Origin of the sequence: Rhodococcus sp. APC 3903, assembly GCF_030407755.1 — a bacterium.
Taxonomy (GTDB): Bacteria; Actinomycetota; Actinomycetes; order Mycobacteriales; family Mycobacteriaceae; genus Rhodococcus_F; species Rhodococcus_F erythropolis.
Genome location: NZ_JASDCV010000004.1, coordinates 294,000 through 312,404 on the forward strand (window position 1 = coordinate 294,000; position 18,405 = coordinate 312,404).

Here is an 18,405-nt window from a genome sequence, read left to right on the forward strand (position 1 = left end):
CGTTCCATGTCGCCGGAGGTAAAACGGAACGATTAGCTGATCATTACCTGGACCTGACCTTTATCGGTGCGGCGACGGCCGAGGCTGCCCCACCCGACATCCACTCGGCGAGCAAGGTCTGCCACGACCCGCAATGGCAGCGCAGGTAGGTGACCGTCCCCTCGCTGGTTCGGTGCCGGGATTCGACCTCCCAGCGATGGATGCAACCGATCGGCGTGATCTCTGTTTTCTTCATGCAACGAGCATGATGTAATGGCATTGTGCATCTCAACCCTTACGGCGAATATGCGGTGACGCTGGCCGCCGACCTGGCCAATCGAAACCCCGAGACCCTGGCCGAACTCGTCGAACGCTGCGTCGATGCAGGCATCATTCTCGATTTCCCCATCGCCGAGAAGGACCTCGACGAGACCCTCGACCTTCTGATCGAGTGGTCGAAAATCGTCGACGTCACGGAGGAGGCAGCCCGCGCCGAACTGGTGAACGTCATGCTCGAGCAAGCGTCGGCGTATCCGCGCATGACCAACCACGCGAACGACGGCTGGCATCTGCACTACCGCGATCCCCAACAGTCGCTCGCCGAGGTCCTCAAGGCACTCTTCTCGGTAGGCACGGCGCTACACCTCGTCGGCCGCGGCATGCACCGATTAGGTCGATGCACCCTGGACGAGTGCACCAACATCTACGCGGACACCTCCCGCAACGGCAATCAGCGGTACTGCTCCCCCACGTGCGCGAACCGCGACGCGGTGCGGCGTCATCGTGCACGCAAGTGAGTTGCACCTACTACGACGTGGGACCCACTACCTCGAAATCCGAGCCACCTTGGTACTCGAACTGAAAGCTACCGCCGCTGCTTCCCGAGCTGATCCGATTCCACGCGTCGATCAAGTCCTGAACCGTGTTGTATCCCAGATCCTCCAAAGATCCTGAGAGACTTCCGGTTCCCGCGCCCTCGAACCAGCCGCCGACCACAACTGCCTGCGGAATCGCGATAGTGGGGTTGGTCGGATCGAGCAGTCGAACGCATGCTCCCGCAACGGCGTAAACCCCGGCCGGCAGATTACCGACGGTCCGCGTGATCGTCTGCCCAGGCGAAACGGCAAACAGATCGAGGATGTTACTGACGGTCGGGTACACCAACACGCCAGGCTGGAGCAGCTTTGCCGGATCGCGAATCACGTCGGGGACATCCCTGGCATTGAGGATCGCCACCGTGCAGTTGATGAAGCTGAACCGCGGGTTCGGGTTGGTGATGGTGAAGGTGATCGCATTGTCCGCTGCGCTCACCGATACCGGAGGCGGAAGAATCGCTGGTGCTGCCGACGCCGTCGCCGGAGTCATGACAACCAGTCCCACGATGGCGGCCGACGCCGCGACAATGCTTCCGAGAGCGCGTTTGAATCCACGACTTCGCATTTCCGAACCTCCAGGCAAGTCGGTCAGATCACCAGATGCATGAAGAATAGACCGCTCAGTCGGAAAATTGGGGAGACAAGCAGCGAGCTACCCGAAAAGTCCTTCGAGGCTGCCGCTACCGAACAGGTCGCTCAGGCTCCCGGTATTGATGCCGCTGAACGGTCCACCGATGACAACGAGGCTCGGCACGCCAGGAACGGGCTTACCCAACGTCTCGAGATCGAGAAGATCGGAGCAGGCACCGAGCACGGCGTAGGTTCCGTCCGGAACATCGGTCACGGTATCGGTGACCGTCTGCCCCTTGCCCACGTCGAACAGCGAGGCCGGATCGGTGATCTTGGGGTACACCACAAGGTTCGGATCAAGCAGTTTCAGCGGATCATCAAGCACAGCAGCAGAATCCGCGGCATTGACGACGAACGCCTGGCACAACGGGGCAATTCCCGTGTTGTTGTTCGTGATCGTCAGCGCCAGATCGTTTCCGGTCACCTTGTACGAGACGACCGGGGGGACCACCTCGGCCGACGCAGTCGCAGGATTGACCATCGCGACGCCTGCCGCGGTTGCAGCGGCGACTGCCACGGTTCCCACTACGCGACGTACTCCACTCGTGCCCAGCTTCATCGAGGATCCTTTCGTACTGCGCCTTGAGTTCGGCAACAGTGCGCAGCCTAGATCGGATCTAGCGCCCGAAATGGCCCAATTGCCCCGCCGGGAGGGCATGCCCGAAAGATCGGGACAAACGTCCCCTTCTCGAAGAGCTAGCTTTTCGACTCAGTTCCCACTGGAGACGAAGGGCGTTCGCACCGGTCCGCCGACCGAACCGTGCGGTGCTACCAATCCACGCTTTTCGAGGATCGGACGCACACCCTCACCGAACTGATACGCCTCTTCGAGATGCGGATAGCCCGACAATACGAAGTGATCCAGTCCGATCGCCGCGTACTCGGCAATCCGATCAGCCACTTCTTGGTGCGAACCGACCAATGCGGTACCTGCTCCCCCTCGCACCAATCCGACGCCGGTCCACAGGTTCGGCGCAATCTCCAGCGACCGCGCTCCGACGCCCTCCTTGTAAGCCGAACCACCGCCGTGCAATTCGAGCATCCGACGCTGACCTTCGGAGCCGGATCGCGCAAGACTCGCCTGAGCCTGCTCGACGGTCGCCGGATCGAGCGCACTGAGCAGCCGATCCGCTTCTGCCCATGCCTGTTCCGAGGTGTCCCGGCTGATGACGTGCAAACGGATTCCGTAGTCGAGGTGACGACCTTGGACTTCCGCGAGGTCGCGGATCCAGGCGATCTTGGCGGCAACAGCGGACGGCGTCTCACCCCAGGTGAGGTAGGTATCCGCGTAGCGCGATGCGACGGTGCCGGCCGCCGGCGAGGATCCGCCGAAGAAGATGGGCGGTACCGGATCCGGAATACGCTGCAGCGTAGCTTTTTCCACGTTGACGTACTCGCCGGAGAAATCAACCGGACCGTTACCGGACCACAACTGGCGGATCACGTCGAGGAACTCGCCGCATCGTGCGTACCGTTGGTTCTTGTCGAGGAAGTCACCGAACGTGCGCTGCTCGTGGTCCTCCCCGCCGGTCACGACGTTGAGCAGCAGACGACCGCCCGACTGCCATTGGAAGGTTGCGGCCATCTGAGCGGCAAGCGTGGGGCTGAGCAATCCTGGGCGCAGAGCAACCAGAAACTTGAGTGTCTCGGTGGTCTCGAGCATCATCGCCGTCGTCAGCCATGCGTCTTCGCACCACGCGCCGGTGGGCGTGAGGACGGCTTCGAAGCCGTTCGTCTCGGCGGCCGCGCCGATCTGATTGAGGTATTTCAGCGTCGCCGGGCGATCACCGGACATCGAGCTGCCGTGCCCACCCGCCATCAGATTCCGGGAATCACCGTAAGTAGGCAAGAACCAGTGGAAGCGCAGTGACACGGTGATTCCTTTCGTCGACGTACAGGCAGAACTCTTCTGTCATTACAACCACAGTCCACCTCGAAGAACAGGGTTGAAATCACCCTGATCGCTAGGGGTGCCCACTTTCGGCGCCGGCGATACCTTCGTGAATTTGCACCGCGACCCGGGGGCTCCGATGACCACGTTTGCCGAAGTCGAGCACAATTCACCGTTCTCGAACGAGACCGACGACGAGCGGCGATCCAGATTGAGAACCGTCGTCGCCGCGAGCCTGCTCGGCACGACGGTCGAGTGGTACGACTTCTTCCTCTACGCAACGGCAGCGAGTCTGGTCTTCAACCAACTGTTCTTCCCGAACCAGAGTTCGTTCGTCGGGACCATGCTCTCTTTTGCGACCTTCGCAGTCGGCTTTCTCGTTCGCCCCATCGGTGGAGTGGTGTTCGGTCACATCGGCGATCGCATCGGGCGCAAGAAGACGCTTGCTCTCACGATGTTCATCATGGGTATCGCGACGGCGCTGATGGGCGTTCTTCCGACCGCCGCTCAGATCGGAGTCGTTGCACCGATTCTGCTTCTGCTGCTTCGTATCCTGCAGGGATTTGCTCTCGGTGGTGAGTGGGCCGGAGCTGTTCTCTTGGCAGTCGAACACAGTCCGGAGAAGAAGCGCGGACTGTTCGGCAGCATCCCGCAGATCGGATTGGCCCTCGGGTTGGCATTGGGCACAGGAATGTTCGCGCTGCTTCAAACAGTCTTCGACGACGACCAGTTTCTCCGTTTCGGCTGGCGCATCGCCTTCGTCCTGAGCTTGGTGCTCGTGATCGTGGGGTTGGTGGTCCGCTTGAAGGTGGACGAGACGCCCGCCTTTCAGGCCGTTCGCGACCTCGAACAGCGCTCGTCCGCCCCGCTCAGGGAAGTCTTTCAAGGAAAAGCCGCGCGAAACACCGTACTGGGCATGTTGTCTCGCTGGGGCGAGGGCGCCGCGTTCAACACCTGGGGCGTCTTTGCAATCACGTATGCAACCAAGACGCTGCATTTCGAAAAGGTTCCCGTACTTCTTGTGGTCACCGTGGCCGCAGTAGTGATGGCGATCTTGCTGCCGTTTTCCGGTTTACTCACCGATCGGTTCGGCCCGCAACGGGTCTACATCGTGGGCATCGCCGCGTACGGCCTCGCGATCTTCCCCGCCTTCGCACTGTTCGGTACTGAGAACCTCCTGCTCTTCGGAGTCGCGATGGTCGTGGTCTTCGGAGTGATTCATGCCTTGTTCTACGGTGCCCAGGGAACCCTGTATGCGAGCCTCTACCCCACAGAAATCCGGTACACCGGGTTGTCGGTCGTCTACCAGTTCTCTGGTATCTACGCCTCCGGCGTCACACCTCTGATTCTGACGGCACTGATCGGCGCCAGTGGCGGTTCACCGTGGCTGGCATGTGGATATCTCGTGGCCACCTCGGCGATCAGCGTCGTCGCCACTGCGGCGATCAGGAAGCGTGATCTGCACTTGTAGCTGTCGTCATACAAATATCTTCCTATCTTGCATATTTGCTAGATATAGATAGAAACACCTGCCAAGAAGATCTAATCGAGATACGTCTTCGCATCGGATACATCGGTGTATCGTTTGGGTTCCACCCCGACGGAGGCGCCGATGACGACTGGAACGGACAACTCGCCGGCCAAGCGTGTCACCAAACGCCGTGGTCAAACCAGGCAGCGCCTGCTCGACGCGGCTGCGGACGCCTTCTCTGAATCGGGGTTCGGGCACGCCACGGTCGAGCAGATCTGCGAACGCGGCGGTTACTCCCGAGGCGCGTTCTACTCCAACTTCGATTCACTCGACGAACTGTTCTTCGCGATGTGGGAGCAACGATCTGCAGCTATGCTCGCCGATCTGCGGTTGGCGACGGAGTCGATCACCGCCGGCAACACCGTCGACATCCATGCCGCTGTCGCCCGGATCGTGGCGGTGGTTCCGGTCGACCCGCAGTGGTACCGGATCAACGCGGAATTCACCGCTCACGCGCTCCGCAACCCGGCACTTCGCAAAGCCCTTGCCGACCGTGAAGACGCGATCCTTCGCACCCTTTTGCCCATTGTGGAGTCCGCACTCAGCGACGTCGGGCGAACAATCGTCGGCGACCCGACTGCGTTGGGACGGGCATTGGTCGCAGTGCACGACGGCACCAGCGTGCAGTGTCTCGTCGACACCGACACCAACGCCGCCTTCGCACTGCGCCGCGATATCTTCACTCGAATCCTGCTGTCCTACAGCGAAATAATCCAGAACAACCAATCGAAAGAGGAGCTGTCGTGAGCGAACAAGCTGACGTCATCGTTGTCGGGGCAGGGCTGGCGGGACTGGTCGCCACCTACGAACTGACACGCGCCGGCCGCAAAGTCCTTGTCGTGGAACAGGAGAACGCAGCCAACCTCGGCGCGCAGGCATTCTGGTCGCTCGGCGGACTCTTCCTCGTGAACAGCCCCGAGCAACGCCGACTCGGCATCAAGGACTCTCTCGAGTTGGCAATGCAGGACTGGATGGGCACTGCCGGATTCGACCGTGAGCGCGAAGATCACTGGCCTCGCCAGTGGGCCAAGGCGTACGTCGAGTTCGCGGCCGGCGACAAGCGTCAGTACCTGCACGATCTGGGGCTCCGCCTGATGCCGAATGTCGGCTGGGCCGAACGTGGCCGCGGAATGGCTCTTGGACACGGCAATTCGGTACCGCGATTCCACCTCACCTGGGGAACCGGCCCCGGCGTGGTCGATGTCTTCCTGACCAAGGTGATCGCCGCTCAGAAGCGTGGACTGGTCACGTTCAAGCACCGCCACCAAGTCGATCAACTCGTCGTCACCGACGGTGCGGTCACCGGTGTCCGCGGAACCGTCCTCGAACCTTCCAGTGATCTGCGCGGCGTGAAGAGTTCGCGCACCCCCATCGGCGAATTCGAGTTCGCTGCACAGGCCGTCGTGGTCACCTCCGGTGGAATCGGCGGCAACTACGAACTGGTGAAGAAGAACTGGCCCGAGCGACTCGGCAAGGCACCGAAGCACATGCTGACGGGAGTACCTGCACACGTCGACGGACGTATGCTCGAAATCACCGAATCCGCGGGCGGAAACATCGTGAACCGCGACCGCATGTGGCACTACACCGAAGGCATCCAGAACTGGAATCCCATCTGGCCCAACCACGGAATCCGAATCATCCCCGGACCGTCCTCGATGTGGTTCGACGCCACCGGCAAGCGTCTGCCGGTCCCCAACTTCCCCGGCTTCGACACGATGGGAACCTTCAAGTACATCCTCGACAGCGGCCACGAGTACACGTGGTTCATCCTCGATCAGAAGATCATCGAGAAGGAGTTCGCACTCTCGGGATCGGAACAGAACCCCGACTTCACCAACCGCGACTTCAAGCTCCTCCTCGAACGAATCAAGAAGGGCGCGCCGGGACCAGTCGAGGCGTTCAAGCAGAAGGGCGCAGACTTCGTGGTGCGCAACAACCTTCGTGATCTGGTCGACGGTATGAACGCCCTCACCGACGAACCGCTCCTCGACTACGAGGACATCGAGCGCGAGATGATCGCCCGCGACCGCGAAGTCGACAACAAGTACAGCAAGGACTTCCAGGTCACCGCCATCCACGGGGCCCGTAATCTGTTGGCAGACAAGATCGTGCGCGTCGTTGCACCGCACAAGATCCTGGACCCCAAGAACGGCCCACTGATCGCGGTCCGGTTGCACCTGCTCACCCGCAAGACCCTCGGCGGCTTGGAAACCAACCTGGATTCACAGGTCATCAAGGCCGACGGCAGTGTCTTCGACGGCCTGTACGCAGCCGGTGAGGTCGCGGGCTTCGGCGGCGGCGGAGTCCACGGTTACAGCGCGCTCGAAGGGACCTTCCTCGGTGGCTGCATCTTCTCCGGCCGCGCAGCCGGACGAGCACTGGCGCGCGACCTGTAGCCCCGAAATCAGGCGAGCGAATGCGTGACCAGTATGTGGTGGGCGCGCATTCGCCGTGCCTCATGCACGGATTGATGGTGGTGATGGTGCGTCGGCCCGCGCGCGTGGCGGACCAGATCGTGAACAGTACGGATGACGGTCGGCATTGCGACCCTCCCTCAGGAGATTGTGACTGCTGCTCTTGTCAGTGGAATCACTGTCTGGACAACGCCACTCGCGCCACCTCCTCCGGGTCGATCAGGTGGGTATGGTCATCGTCGCCGACGTCGATCTGCACTACCTCGATACGGCCGTTGAATGTGGTTGCGCCACTGTAGTCGACACTGACAGGCATGCCGTAATCGTCACCGATGTCGGTGGTCTCGTCCGCCGAGAAGACCATCGGTTGGGTCTGCTCGACGCGACCCGAACCCACTTCGTGACCGTCGTGATAGATCGTGACACCGCCGCCCCTCGCGAGACCACCGCCGTCGTAGGCGAACTCAACTCTGATCTGATGTGATCCTGCCGGAATGTCAACGTCGGACCCGACGACGAACTCGGTCATGCCGAGCAGGTTGTAGACGAATTTGGCGCGACCTTCCCGCGCGTAAAGTGCCCAGCCGCCGAACCTGCCGCCCTGCGCGATCATCACACCGTTGGCAGTAATGCCATCCGCGATGTCGACTGCTGCTGTGACACTGAACGATCGATTCTTGATACTCAGCACGCTGTGCTCGCTCAGCCGTTTCATTCCGGGAAACAGAACCTGTCGGTTCCCGGACACCAACTGCGGACGCCCCGCGATGTGAGGGTTGAACCTCTCGAATCTTCGGTCGTCGATCGGAAGCACGTTGTACTTGACTGCTTCGATCAACCACAAGCGTTGCAGTGCAGCGAGTTTCTCCGGCAACTCGGCCGCCAAATCCTTGGACTGCGTCCAATCCTGCGACCCGTCGTAGAGCTCCCACACGTCGTCGTCGAGAGCGGGGAGTGCCTCCGCGAACAGCCACGGAGTGCTGTGTCTGGTGACCGCACTCCAACCCTTGTAATAGATACCGCGATTGCCGGCCATCTCGAAGTACTGCAGATCGTGACGTTCGGCGGCTTCGGCGTCGTCGAAGGTGTAGACCATGCTGGTCCCCTCGATCGGTGATTGTTGGACGCCGTTGACGAAGGTCGGTTCCGGCAGTTTCGCGACCTCGAGGATCGTTGGTGCGACGTCGATGACGTGGGTGAATTGCGACCGCGTCTCACCCTTGGTCCGAATCCCCGCCGGCCAGTGCACGATCGTTCCGTTGCGAGTGCCACCCCAATGCGAGGCAACCTGTTTCGTCCACTGGTACGGCGTGCACATTGCCCATGCCCACCCCACGGAGTAGTGGTTGTACGCGTCCTTGGTACCGAACTTGTCTTTCACTTCCGCCATGAACTCGGGTGTTTCGATGGCGGCGAGTCCGTTGAAGTTGGCCATCTCGTTGAAGGCTCCGTTGATCGTCCCCTCTGCAGACGCTCCGTTGTCGCCGATGATGTAGTACACGAGGGTGTTGTCGAGAGCTCCGAGTTCCTCGATCGCATCGACAAGCCGGCCGACATGGAAATCGGTGTGTTCGAGAAACCCTGCATAAACTTCCATTTGGCGTTCGAGGACAGGCTTCATCTCCTCACTCATGTCCTCCCACGCCGGAATGGCCTCGGGGCGCGGGGTGAGGACCGCATCCGCGGGGACGACTCCCCGCTGCTTCTGCTGCTCGAGAATCGATTCGCGTTGCGCGTCCCAACCTCCTGCGAACCGGCCCTCGTACTTGTCTGCCCACTCCTTCGGAACATGGTGCGGTGCATGTGTGGCGCCGGGTGCAAAGTAGACGAAGAACGGCTTGTCCGGAGCCAATGACTTCTGCATCCGAACCCAGTCGATGGCGTGATCGGCCAGGTCCTCGGTGAGGTGGTAACCCTCCTCCGGTGTCTTGTCCGCCTCCACGGGCGCGACACCCTCGTACAGCGCCGGGTAGTACTGGTTGTTCTCCCCGCCGATGAATCCGTAGAAGTGCTCGAATCCGCCTTCTCCCGTCGGCCACGATGTGAACGGCCCCACCGGGGATGTCTGCCACGGCGGTACCTCGTGGCACTTGCCGAACTGCGCCGTCGAGTATCCGTTCAGTTTCAACGTCATCGGCAGTGCGGCTTTGGTATTCGGGCGCAGACCGGAAAGTCCAGGAGCCGAGGTCGCGGTTTCGGTGACCGAGCCCATACCGACCGAATGGTGGTTGCGCCCACTCAGCAGTGCGGCGCGGGTCGGTGCGCACAGCGCAGTCGTGTGAAACCGCGTGTACGTGAGCCCACTACTTTGCAATCGCTCAGCAGTCGGTGTGTCCGCTGGTCCGCCGAAGGCACTGCTCGCGCCATATCCCACGTCGTCCAACAGGACCACCAGAACATTGGGTGCCCCGGCCGGCGGCAGTAGCGGAGTGATCGGCGGAAACTCCGTGTCCGGATCCTTCGCGTCGTACGTCACCAGACCAAGATGTTGTCGATCCGGAATCGGTAGTACAGCGCGGCTCTGGCCTGTCGGATCCGTCATGACGTCTCGCCTTCTGTCTCTCACATGGGCCTTTCAAGCGTTTCAGGATCACGACGACGTCGACATCATCCGTTTCGGGTGAAGGCGCACCATTGCCGCAGCGTGGAGGCTTGAAGGGTGGATCAGCCCGGACGTTTCGCTCCCACCCCGATCGGGCATGCCTTCCTCGTCCCCCGGCGCCGTGTGCGTGCCGGCCTGACCCAGATCCTGTGCGTCGTCGTAGGACTGGCTGCCGGACTGGCGATGCCATATTTACGTAGCGGCCCAATGATTCCCGCCCGTCAGGTCAGCGAGATGCTCGTTGCACTCGGGCTGGGGTTACTGGGTGTAGTCGCAGTGATCTTCTCGCTACTGTTCCTTGTCGTCCAGTGGGCCGCGACCACCTTCACTCCTCGCTTGTTGTTGTTCCGCGACGACCCCATCGTGTGGCGGACGTTTGCCTTCGCCATAGGCCAGTCGGTTTTCGACATCACGGCAGCGCTCGCCATCAGCAACGAAACGGATGTGTCCGTGGTTGTGCCAAGTCTCGCAGTGCTGGCGCTCTTGGCCACGCTGACGCTGATCAGGCTGCTCCAGCTGCGCGCATTCTCGGCCATCCAGTTGGCTCCTGTACTGACCTCGATCTCGAGTCGTGGCCGAGCAGTCTTCGCCGCCGTGTACCCCACCACCGATCGGGAGTTGCCTCCTCTACCAACACTTCCGGTGATCACGACTGTCGAGTGGCATCGACCGCCGGCCGTTCTGCAACAGATCCTCGTCGAAGATCTCCTGCAGAGCGCTCGGAACTGCCGATCCATGGTGGTCCTCCGAGTGTCGCCGGGTAGCACGCTGCGAGACGGATTGCCGCTCGCCGACGTCTACGGCGGACCCATGCCCGCCAACACGATCCTTGACGCCTTGGTCAGTGGGAGTGAGCGGACCTTCACCCAGGACCCCCTACTCGCGATTCGGTTGTTGGCTGACATCGCGCTCAGAGCGCTCTCACCCGCTATCAACGATCCTGCGACGGCCGTGCAGGCTCTGGACGAGATCGAGGACCTCCTCTCTCTGGTGGCCTCCGTGCGCGCAGATTCGATCCGGGCCGTCGACGAGCGTGGTGATCTGCGTGTGGTGATTCCGCTACCCGACTTCACGACCTTCGTCAGAACCGGACTGGACGACGTCATTACCTCGGCATCGAACTCACCACTCGTTCTGGGCCGACTTCGCGACCTACTTTCGCACGTCGCCGCCCAATCGGAGTCTCGGAACCGCGATATTCTCGCCATGCGCGCCCGCTGGATTGATCAGCTGTCACAAGGCTTCCCGCGACTCGAACCGCCGTTGTGAACCCGTACAGATTTGTTGGTGATCGCGTCAAGGCATCGTCAAGATCGGTCTCAGCTCAACGGGAAGTATCGATACTGACTCGGTGAGACATGCAGTGATACTCGGACACCGTGGAGTCATATCGTCGACCACCCGCGCCGGCGGCGAACCTGAGAAGCAAAAGCTCTCCGTCGCAACCGGACTGGCGGGTCTGTCGCTCGACGCGATGGCCTCGGTGTCGTACGGTCCAGAGGCCATCGTGTTGGTGTTGGCCCTCGCCGGCGGCGCGGGGATCGGCTTCACCGTGCCGGTGACGATCGCCATCGCCGTGCTGCTTGTGGTCCTGGTGGCGTCGTATCGCCAGGTGATCGCCGCATTTCCCGAAGGCGGTGGCGCATACGCCGTCGCAAAGAAGCATCTGAGTCCTCGCGCAAGCCTGACTGCCGCCGCATCGTTGATCGTCGACTACACCCTCAACGTCGCGGTGTCGATCGCAGCCGGTGTCGCGGCTCTGACCTCCGCCTTCCCTGCGCTTCTTCCCTACACGGTCTGGATCGCACTGGCGATACTCGGCGGCATCACGGCACTGAATCTGCGGGGCATCGCAGATTCCGCGCGGGTATTCATGTTGCCCACCGTGGTTTTTGTCGTCAGCATCTTCACGGTGATCGGTGCCGGACTACTTCGGGAAAACCCTGCCGCCGCCACGGCTCCCTTCCTCGCCGACAACGCACACACGATCGGCATTCTCCTTCTGCTCAAGGCATTTTCGAATGGTTGCGCCGCATTGACCGGTGTCGAAGCCATCGCCAACGCGGTACCCAGTTTCAAGAAGCCTCGCGTGCGTAGCGCTCAGCGTGCCGAAGTAGCTCTGGGAATCCTGTTGGGCACCATGCTGATCGGCCTTGCCGTGTTGATCGAGAAGTTCTCACTGGCCCCGGTCCCTGGAACAACGGTCCTGTCGCAACTCACTTCCGCTGCCCTCGGAAATGGTGTGGGCTACTACGTCGTCCAATTCTCCACCGTGATTCTGTTGGCGTTGGCCGCGAACACCTCGTACGGCGGACTTCCCAACCTGATGCGGATCCTCGCCGACGACAACGTGCTCCCGCACCGCTTCAGCCGGAAGTCGACGCGCGACGTCTTCACGTACGGCGTTTTGTCGCTCGGTGGCGTCGGTGCTCTCCTGCTCATCGGATCCGGCGGAAACATGAACACCTTGGTGCCGCTGTTCGCCATCGGTGTATTCATCGGATTTACGCTCGCGCAGTTCGGCATGGTGCGCCACTGGCTCACTGAACGGACACCGGGCTGGAAGTGGCGATTGGCGCTCAACGGTTTCGGCGCTGCGTTGACTTCGATCGCAGCAGTGGTGACTACCGCCATGAAGTTCACCGAGGGCGCCTGGCTGATCGCTCTCGCGCTCCCTGCGCTCGTCCTCGGCATGGAACGCATCCGCGGTGCGTACACACATATCGGTACGCGGTTAACCGTTCAGGGTGAGAACGATTCTCTGTCTATCGGATACAAACCAGCGGTCCTAGTACCCGTGTCCGAAATTACGTCGCTCTCCACCCGCGCGATGGCCGCGGCAACGGCAATGTCTTCGCAGCCCATCGCAATTCGAGTCTGCCTGGCCCACGAATCGACGACGGACTTCACCCGCCGATGGCAAGCCCGACACCCGAATTCGCGTTTGATCGTCATCGAGGACACCGAGAATTCCGTGGGGAACACCCTCGCTCGATACATCCGCACACACTTCCCCCACCGGGAAACCTTTGTTGTCGTCGCCACCATCGACCCGGCGACCAGATGGCACCGATTCCTCCCGAGCCAACGGACCGACGAGATCGCTCATGCACTGCGCAAACACACCGAGGCCGTCGTGTGTCAAATTCCGGTCCGGATAGATCCCGCTCACCGCGATCCCGCCCTACGCGCATGAGCCGACGCTCAGAGCGAGGTCCCGAACAACATGCCAGTGCCACCAGGACTAGCCCATATGCCGAGATCCCGATCAACGCCATGGTCGACCGACCACCAGTCGCCTGATCGGACCGCGTGTGCTTTGACCTTCATCTCTTGCCCTTTCCCTGACGTGGCTCGGCCATTCCGAGCTGGTTGCGGATCGCCTTGGCCGTCAACTCGGGAATTTCCGAGTGCCGGGCAACGACTGTTCGTCGTGATCAGAAAAGCGTCAGTACTGAGAGCTCGAGCGGGCTCTCGTCGATCTGGACAGAAGTATCCGGTAGTCACGATTGTGAAGCGGCCGTAGCGTTCGCCATCGCATGAGTCGCTCCACCCTCATGCCTACACCTCGCACTCGACGCCCGACAGCCTCAGGTTCGGCCATCCGTCCGTATCCCGCAGGATCTGTCGATCGTGAGTGGAAACCACCACGGCTGCCTCAGTAGCGCTGAGCGCCTCGGTCAACTCATCTACGAGAGCAATGGACAGGTGATTGGTCGGCTCGTCCAAGAGCAGCACGTGCGGGCGGCACGCGAGCGCAAGGGCGAGATCGAGTCGGCGTTGCTGACCCATCGACAGCTCGCCGATCCGCTTGCTCATCTCATATGCACGCAGGAGCCCCAACGATGACAGCGAGACTGCAGAACCCGTCTGAATCGTCCCAACCGCCACGAGTTCGTCGACCCGTGAAGAGTAAAACTCGCCCACCCGCTGTTCTGGAGGCAGCGACGATTCCTGTTGGAGCAGTACCACCCGCGCACAGTGCGCTGTATGAGAGCGCCCTGTCGTCGGATCCAATTTGCCTGCCAGCACCGATAGGAGTGTGGATTTTCCGGAACCGTTCGGTCCCGTCACCACATGCTTGGACCGCCCGTCGACGCGCAGCGATGTCGGTACGACTAGGCGACCAGCTACGGTTACCCCGCTTGCAACCAGCAGGGAAACTCCAGACCGAGTCGGCAAGTCGGGAAACCTCAGCCTTTGAGGAGGCTCGGGAACGGGAAGGCGCTGCGATTCCAAGGTCTCGCGGCGACGGTGCACGCTTTGCACGAGGCCGGCGGCCCGAGTTGCGCGCTGATGTTTCCCTGCCCCTTTGCCTGGACGCCATCCACTGACGAGACGATTCTGTGCAGTAGTGAGATCCTCACGCAGTCGTGCCGTCTCCACCTTCTGTCGCTCGTAGTCTTGCTCCCATCGCGCGCGCTCACCTTCGCGGCCCGCCCGGTAGCCCGCGTATCCGTCGCCGTACACGCGGGGGCGGCCATCCGGTGTCGGGTCGAGCGCGAAGACGTTCTGCGCGACGTCGGCCAGAAATGCGCGGTCGTGGCTGACCACAACCACCCCTCCGGCTCGGGCACGGAGCCTCTCGGTGAGGTAGTCGAGTCCTACGCAGTCGAGGTGGTTGGTGGGCTCATCGAGCAGCAGGAAGTCATCGCTCGCCCCGAGCAGGCATGCCAGACGCACCCGATAGCGTTGTCCGACAGAGAGTTCGGTTAAGCGACGGGAGTGGTCGGTTTCGGCGCTGAGGGCGGCGAGTGCGATGCGCACCCGCCGCTCGGCGTTCCAAGCATCCAGTCTCTCCGCTTGTTCGAGCGCGGTAGCGAACCGCTCATCGGCCTTGATCTCCCCTGAGGCAAGACCGAGAGATGCGGCATCGAGTTCCGCCAGAGCGCACAGCGAATCGGCTATCGCATCTGCTACGACCCGGCCGACGGTGCGTGTGTCGGTTGTGAGCATCTCCTGCTGCGCGAGACCAAGTGTGCCGACACGTGTAACTGTGCCGCTATCCGGTTGAAGTGTTCCGGCGAGGACGTGTAGAAAAGTTGACTTTCCGCGGCCGTTCTCGCCCACAACCGCCCAGCGCGAGGAACACGTTACCGCGAGGTCGACCCCGCTCAGGACAGGTACGCCGCCGAATGAAACGGCGACGTTGGACACGACAAGTTGCGCATGCGAGCGCGCAGGAGTGATCGTTGAATCAGGCATTTGAATCCCTAAAAAGGGCGCGCTACAGAGACATACCGATGCTCGACCGAGCGCGCAGAAGTTGACGGAGACCCACAAGGGTCAGAGGTTCACGATCGACTGCCCGGCTCGGATTGCTCGACGAGCTCGGGGAACCAAATGAAATCCGTCACTCAAAGATCAAATGCATGTCGTCACGATAGCAGGAACCGGATGGACCATGCTCGGCAATAACCCACTGGCGGCACGTCGACCAATCGATCAAATCCAGCCATTGCCAACGTGGCATTCCCGCTGCGGGGCTTTGGATCAGGTCTCGTGTGTGTGTGTGTGCAGGCGTCACCATCCACTCACCTGCCGTTATTGTGAATGTTCTCGGATCATCCCGCGCAAGCTGTTGTGTGCCCCCATCAGTTCATCGTCGGTTTCCCGAACTTGATTGACAGGCTCCGCGACTTGGTTTGTGAGCCTGGCGTTTTCATCCTGTCATCGCACATTCGCTGCTGCCAGCTCGTCTACCCGTTGACGCAAAGTTTCGTTCAATTCGAATTCCAGTTGTTTGCCGAGGTTTTCGCGCAGGATCGTCTTCAATCGGTCGATTGATGGACACGCTTCGCTCCCCTCCTCAAATTGCTCGAGGCAATAGTCGCGCAGATCGAGCACTTGGTAATCAGACGTTCGAAGGCGACCGCGAACGCTCGACTCAGATTGCGGCATCGACTGCGGGCAGTCTTCTGCAACACTGTGGAGATGACGTAGCTCAATGGACGATGGTGGCACCCAGCGAATGAGGACAACTGGGTTTCCGGAATACTCTCAGCAGGGTCCGACGAAGCGCCTTGTTAGAGCTGATAGGCACACTCGCCGACAGCGCCGGCACGCAAGAATGGCCAAATAGTACAGGGTGGGTTTCTCTCAAAGGAATTACAACAAAAAGCTGCACGGTCTGGCGCCTTCGAATCTGCTGCGAAAATCTATCTAGACGCGGCGCGGGAGCATCGTTGAGTACGCTGACAACTTTCGACACAGGGTGTTGCGAAGTATCAAACGGGTCATAACTCGAATTGCCGGTCAATGGCAGGGACGTTAAAGGGGTGCGATGTCGAGATTCGTGCAGTTCATCGACAGTGAAGTCGTTCAGCGTTGGGCGTCTACGATCGCCACCATCTTGTTTCCTGTGCTTGTTTTACCTTCTGCAGTCGACGCCGCAGTCGAGGACGCCTCCGCATTGAACTGGACACTCCTCCTGATCGTGATCGGTGGATCTGTCGCCTTCCTTGCGACCGCCATTACGAAGTGGCGCAAGCACTATTCCCGACGGAAAGATGCCTGACCTCCGGCAGTCGCCGTTCCTACTTGATTCCAGCTGTATCAAGGACCGATCGATGAACACTGACTTCGTCTAACTGTCCGATGATCGAGACACCACTTCGGCTCTAATCACATGCTCAGAGTTGAGCGGGTCAAAACAGGATCTAGTCAAAGCCGATCGTGTGTTCTCGCCGTACGAGATTCCACCCTGTCGTCAAAACGAGCGCCCCGACGGCAGTTCCAAAAAGGGGTCCGCCAATGAGCAGTCCAGTTATGAATCGGTAAACCGAGACCTTCTCGATCTGGGTCGATTCGAGGTCGTGCGGCTGGTAGCTGAATGTGTAGATCGTGAAGGGTTGGGAGGCGTACCACCACAACACGGCAGCACTTACGAGTCCGCACACTAAGCCGAAACCGGCGAAGGCCAGCACAGTAACGGTCGCCGAGCGGCGTTGCCCCTTCAAAACTTCTCTTCCATCGCCACAAACGCACGCTACCCAATGAGAAACTGCACACGAACGGCGGAAGGGTTTGAGCAGAACACCGCCACCTAGTGGGCCCCACCTCACCGGGATCAGGCAGGTGGCCGATGCAGTTTCACCGAATACCCATTCGGGCAGCGGATGGAAATGTCGACGCCAACGAGTACCCTAAGCGCATCTAGTGGTTACATTGATGCGATTCGCCTACATGTTGTGATCGAGGCCTTCAGGTTTCCGAGATGCGCGTACAGCAAAGCCCCGACCGGAGGGGTGAGCCGACAGACGGGGCCTGTGCAAGATTGGAGCCGTGGTGGATGGCTTCGCACTGGCACACAACGCAGCGGGCAAAATTCCGGTTCGGATCGATCCGGCTCACCGCGATCCCGCCCTACGCGCGTGAGCCGACGCTCAGAGCGAGGTCCCGAACAACATGCCGAGCAGATACGTTGCGCCGGCAGCGCCGTAGCCGATCGCAAGTTGGCGTAGCGCCCGCTTGAACGGCGGCCCGCCCGACAGCAACCCGACCACAACGCCCGTCGTCAGCAACGCGATCCCCACGAGAACAGATGCGACGATCAGAGCCGTCATGCCTTCCAGGCCGAACAGATACGGCAACACCGGAATGATTGCGCCCGAGGCGAAGAAGCAGAAACTTGCCGCCGCTGCGCCCAATCCGGTTCCGACGGCTTCATGGTCGTCGACAACGTCAGCGGCGCCGAAGGTGCTGTTCGCGAGGACCTCGGCGGCGCGCTGGTCCGCATCCTCGGCGGACATGCCGCGGGCCCGGTAGACCAGGGACAATTCGTTGGCGTCGACGTCGAGCAGGCCGACAGCTTCACTGGCCGCGGGACCAGGATTGGACGCTTCCAACAACTCTCGCTGCGAGCGGACTGAAACGTACTCGCCGGCTCCCATCGACAGGGCGCCGGCCAGAAGCCCGGCCATGCCGGTGATCAGAACGATCTGGTTGGAGACGCCGCTACCGCTGATGCCGAGCACGAGAGCGAGATTGCTGACGAGGCCGTCGTTGGCTCCGAAGACGGCGGCACGAAACGTCCCCGAAAGTCTGTTCCGACCCCGAGTGGCCAAGGCCCGCACCACTTCTTCGTGGATCTTCTCGTCCGCGCCCATCGATGCGGTCGCGTCGGCATCGTTCGGATAGGGGGATCGTGTTTCCGCGCGCTGCGCAAGAGCGAGCACGAAGACGGAGCCGAAGCGTCTGGCCAGAAAGCCCAGTATCCGAGTGCGGATATCACCGCGAAGTGGTTTGCCGACGTGATCGCCGAGGAGCGCTCGCCAGTGCGCCTCGTGTCGGCCCTCCGCGTCGGCCAGGGCGAGAAGGATTTCGCGCTCCTCGCCGCTGCGCCTACCCGCGAGGTCGCGGTAGACGGCGGCCTCGGCTTGTTCGTCGGCGAGGTATCGTCTCCAGCGCTTGACATCTCGCGGGTCTGGATCGGGTCGTGCGGCCGGAACTGTGGACATCGTGTTCCCCTTCCGGTGAGG

Annotated in this window: 15 protein-coding genes; 7 read left to right on the top strand and 8 right to left on the bottom strand. The window is 61.2% G+C overall.

Translation table 11 applies throughout. The features are described 5' to 3' along the window. Positions 1-43: 43 nt before the first annotated feature. Positions 44-235 carry a hypothetical protein gene (locus QMA15_RS08175; protein ID WP_021331840.1) on the bottom strand — a complete coding sequence of 64 codons (192 nt, stop codon included), beginning with the start codon at positions 233-235 and terminating at the stop codon, positions 44-46. Between the two features lie 25 nt (positions 236-260). On the opposite strand from QMA15_RS08175, the gene QMA15_RS08180 reads away from it, so the two are divergent. Then, entirely contained in the window at positions 261-776 is a 516-nt protein-coding gene (locus QMA15_RS08180; RefSeq protein ID WP_003940315.1) for a CGNR zinc finger domain-containing protein, read from the top strand. 10 nt (positions 777-786) lie between these two features. On the opposite strand, the gene QMA15_RS08185 is transcribed toward QMA15_RS08180, so the two are convergent. The 3 genes from QMA15_RS08185 to QMA15_RS08195 all read right to left on the bottom strand — a co-directional run bounded on the left by QMA15_RS08185 (position 787) and on the right by QMA15_RS08195 (position 3,357). After that, the gene (locus QMA15_RS08185) at positions 787-1,419 is read right to left on the bottom strand and encodes a hypothetical protein (RefSeq protein WP_279163517.1); all 633 of its coding nucleotides are present in this window, start codon (positions 1,417-1,419) and stop codon (positions 787-789) included. An 87-nt stretch (positions 1,420-1,506) separates the two neighbouring features. Beyond that, positions 1,507-2,043: a hypothetical protein gene (locus QMA15_RS08190; protein ID WP_020970975.1), complete on the bottom strand. Its 537-nt coding sequence runs from the start codon at positions 2,041-2,043 to the stop codon at positions 1,507-1,509. A 150-nt stretch (positions 2,044-2,193) separates the two neighbouring features. Beyond that, on the bottom strand, positions 2,194-3,357 hold the full coding sequence (locus QMA15_RS08195) for an LLM class flavin-dependent oxidoreductase (protein WP_003940457.1): 1,164 nt from the start codon (positions 3,355-3,357) through the stop codon (positions 2,194-2,196). A 157-nt stretch (positions 3,358-3,514) separates the two neighbouring features. On the opposite strand from QMA15_RS08195, the gene QMA15_RS08200 reads away from it, so the two are divergent. From QMA15_RS08200 to QMA15_RS08210, 3 genes are all read left to right on the top strand, one after another. Further along, positions 3,515-4,846: an MFS transporter gene (locus QMA15_RS08200; protein WP_020909324.1), complete on the top strand. Its 1,332-nt coding sequence runs from the start codon at positions 3,515-3,517 to the stop codon at positions 4,844-4,846. Between the two features lie 141 nt (positions 4,847-4,987). After that, positions 4,988-5,653, top strand: a complete 666-nt coding sequence (locus QMA15_RS08205; RefSeq protein WP_020909325.1) for a TetR/AcrR family transcriptional regulator — start codon at positions 4,988-4,990, stop codon at positions 5,651-5,653. Beyond that, positions 5,650-7,305, top strand: a complete 1,656-nt coding sequence (locus QMA15_RS08210; RefSeq protein ID WP_019745556.1) for an FAD-binding dehydrogenase — start codon at positions 5,650-5,652, stop codon at positions 7,303-7,305. The genes QMA15_RS08205 and QMA15_RS08210 overlap by 4 nt, the downstream gene beginning before the upstream one ends. A 193-nt stretch (positions 7,306-7,498) precedes the next feature. Here QMA15_RS08210 and QMA15_RS08215 read toward each other — a convergent pair whose 3' ends face one another. After that, on the bottom strand, positions 7,499-9,865 hold the full coding sequence (locus QMA15_RS08215) for an arylsulfatase (RefSeq protein ID WP_020909327.1): 2,367 nt from the start codon (positions 9,863-9,865) through the stop codon (positions 7,499-7,501). Positions 9,866-9,982: 117 nt separating this feature from the next. Here QMA15_RS08215 and QMA15_RS08220 point away from each other — a divergent pair, with 117 nt between their 5' ends. Together QMA15_RS08220 and QMA15_RS08225 are read left to right on the top strand one after the other, a co-directional pair. Continuing rightward, positions 9,983-11,194, top strand: a complete 1,212-nt coding sequence (locus tag QMA15_RS08220) for a DUF2254 family protein (protein WP_279163516.1) — start codon at positions 9,983-9,985, stop codon at positions 11,192-11,194. Between the two features lie 94 nt (positions 11,195-11,288). Continuing rightward, positions 11,289-13,121, top strand: a complete 1,833-nt coding sequence (locus QMA15_RS08225) for an APC family permease (RefSeq protein ID WP_279163545.1) — start codon at positions 11,289-11,291, stop codon at positions 13,119-13,121. A gap of 365 nt (positions 13,122-13,486) precedes the next feature. Here QMA15_RS08225 and QMA15_RS08230 read toward each other — a convergent pair whose 3' ends face one another. Both QMA15_RS08230 and QMA15_RS08235 read right to left on the bottom strand, forming a co-directional pair. After that, positions 13,487-15,130: an ABC-F family ATP-binding cassette domain-containing protein gene (locus QMA15_RS08230; protein WP_019745560.1), complete on the bottom strand. Its 1,644-nt coding sequence runs from the start codon at positions 15,128-15,130 to the stop codon at positions 13,487-13,489. Between the two features lie 465 nt (positions 15,131-15,595). Next, the gene (locus QMA15_RS08235) at positions 15,596-15,772 is read right to left on the bottom strand and encodes a hypothetical protein (protein ID WP_019745561.1); all 177 of its coding nucleotides are present in this window, start codon (positions 15,770-15,772) and stop codon (positions 15,596-15,598) included. A gap of 436 nt (positions 15,773-16,208) precedes the next feature. Between QMA15_RS08235 and QMA15_RS08240 the strand changes: the two genes are divergently transcribed. Next, positions 16,209-16,442, top strand: a complete 234-nt coding sequence (locus tag QMA15_RS08240; protein ID WP_019745562.1) for a hypothetical protein — start codon at positions 16,209-16,211, stop codon at positions 16,440-16,442. An 868-nt stretch (positions 16,443-17,310) separates the two neighbouring features. Here QMA15_RS08240 and QMA15_RS08245 read toward each other — a convergent pair. After that, positions 17,311-18,384 (bottom strand): VIT1/CCC1 family protein, encoded by a 1,074-nt coding sequence (locus QMA15_RS08245; protein ID WP_019745564.1) that lies wholly within the window; start codon positions 18,382-18,384, stop codon positions 17,311-17,313. Positions 18,385-18,405: the final 21 nt, after the last annotated feature.